We start from the raw sequence: 2111 nt of genomic DNA, 5'->3' as shown, positions 1-2111 counted from the left end.
AAACACGTGACCCAGGTTTCCGCGGCACCGCAAGGCAACCCCCACGAGACAGGCCGGCCCCGCCCACCCGCGGAGCCGGCCTGTCCGTTATAGACCCTGATCCAGAGGACACATCATGGCCACTCACGACTCATCCGAAACCAGTACCGCCAAGGCAGGCCAGGCGCCGGATCCAAACGACTCACGGAAACCGGACAGCCCCCGGGACCTGGATAAGCCGAATTGGAAATACATCGCCAGGAAGACGCTGCGGGAGTTCAGCAAGGACCAGTGCCCGGACCTAGCCGCGGCGTTGACTTACTATGCCGTCCTGTCGTTGTTCCCGGCCATCCTGGCCCTGGTGTCCCTGATCGGGCTCTTCGGTGACCCGCAGAAGACCACCGATGCGTTGCTCCAGATTGTTCGCGGGTTTGCCCCTGCAGAAACGGTCAACACCGTCAGCGGCACGGTCTCGGAACTAGCGAACGCCCCGGCAGCCGGACTCACGCTGGTCATCGGTATTGCAACGGCCTTGTGGTCCGCATCCGGATACGTGGGCGCGTTCGGCCGTGCGATGAACCGGGTCTACGAGGTGGACGAAGGCAGGCCGTTCGTGAAGCTGCGCGGCACCATGCTGGTGGTCACTCTCTTTGCCATTGTTGTCATCGCCCTCCTTGCCGGCATGCTCGTCCTCAGCGGCCCTGTCTCCGAGGCGGTCGGCAACTTCATCGGGCTCAGCGGCGTTGTCCTGACTGTATGGAACATCGCCAAGTGGCCGGTGATGGTGGGCTTGATCATCGTGATCATCGCGGTCCTCTACTACGCGACGCCCAACGTCAAGCAGCCCAAATTCAAGTGGATGAGCATGGGCTCGGCCATCGCCCTGTTCGTTTTCCTGCTCGCCTCTCTGGGCTTCGGTTTCTATGTCGGAAACTTCGGCAACTACAACAAGACCTACGGCGCCCTTGGCGGCGTGATCGTCATGCTGCTGTGGCTCTGGATCCTGAACATGTCCCTGCTCTTCGGAGCAGAATTTGACGCCGAAGTTGAGCGCGGCCGCCAGCTGCAGGCAGGAATCAAGGCAGAAGAAACCATCCAGCTCCCGCCGCGGGACACCAAGAAGAGCGAAAAGCTGCAGGAACAGAAGGAAGAAGACATCCGGCACGGTCGCGAACTTCGCGAAAAGTACAGCGCCCAGAACGGTGACAGCGGGAACGACGACGACGCCGGCCAGGACCGTGGGCGGCCGGCATAACAGGGAACGCGTCCGCGACAAAGTGCGGGACCGAACCAACCACCACGACTCCAGCGGCAACGACAGGGGGGACGCAGGCCGGCAGGCACCAGTTCGGCAGGCAGGCTTGAGGTTCAAGGAGGCACAGTGCCCATCAGGGCACTGTGCCTCCTTGCTGAGTACACGCCTGCCGCAGGTACTAGGCAGGATCTCCAAGATGGAGGAAAATTGTATTTAGGTCCAGTTGATGATTCCCGGGTTTAACAAGGGCCCGGGAGCAAGGCGGGGCCGGCGGTGAGATGGCCTCTTCTGAGACCGAGGCCAGTCCCCCCAGTCGCCGTCGGCCCCCTCACTCTGCAGGTTCGCGGCGCACTCAACCGGGTCAGGCACCCATAACTGGACAAACTGATCCGCCCTGCAATACTTTCATGATTACTCTGCTGGCCCCTTTCCGGTGCCGCAGGGCCGCTGAAGCAGATACGGCGGGATCACGGTCGACCCTAAGAAGCGGACATGCCTGCTACCCATTTTGAAGATTTTCTTGCCGAAGCAGTTGTTCCGGACAGGGAGCCCGGCTTGGGCCTCGGACGAGATGAATTGTACGGGCTTTACACGAGCTGGTGCCTCATGCACAAGGCACAGCTTCAGTCACCCGATGCCCTGTGGGATGCCCTGGAGGAGCGCGGCATCAACCCGGACAGCAACAACCTGTCCATGACTGGTCCTGCGGCCGCAGACTACATCGTGGCCAGCGCCCCTCCCCTGGTCTGATACGGCATCGCCTGCCAGGCGCCCGCGGCTCCGGCATCTGTTGAAGCGCAGGGCGTGTGGCTGGCATGGGGTCATGGCCGGCAGCATACAGTCTCCCGGCCACCAGCCGAAAAGGGCTGCTGCGTTA

General features: G+C 62.1%; 2 protein-coding genes. Both read left to right on the top strand.

Annotated elements, in window-relative coordinates:
- Nucleotides 1–115: 115 nt before the first annotated feature.
- Nucleotides 116–1234, top strand: coding sequence for a YihY/virulence factor BrkB family protein (locus FDW83_RS18875; RefSeq protein WP_138139597.1), 1119 nt, complete (start codon nucleotides 116–118; stop codon nucleotides 1232–1234).
- Nucleotides 1235–1840: 606 nt separating this feature from the next.
- Nucleotides 1841–1984: a hypothetical protein gene (locus FDW83_RS19650; RefSeq protein WP_240721068.1), complete on the top strand. Its 144-nt coding sequence runs from the start codon at nucleotides 1841–1843 to the stop codon at nucleotides 1982–1984.
- Nucleotides 1985–2111: the final 127 nt, after the last annotated feature.

Source organism: Pseudarthrobacter sp. NamE2, assembly GCF_005796205.1.
Lineage (GTDB): Bacteria > Actinomycetota > Actinomycetes > Actinomycetales > Micrococcaceae > Arthrobacter.
Note: the sequence above shows the minus strand (reverse complement) of the source record. Positions and strands in the feature narration are given on the sequence as shown.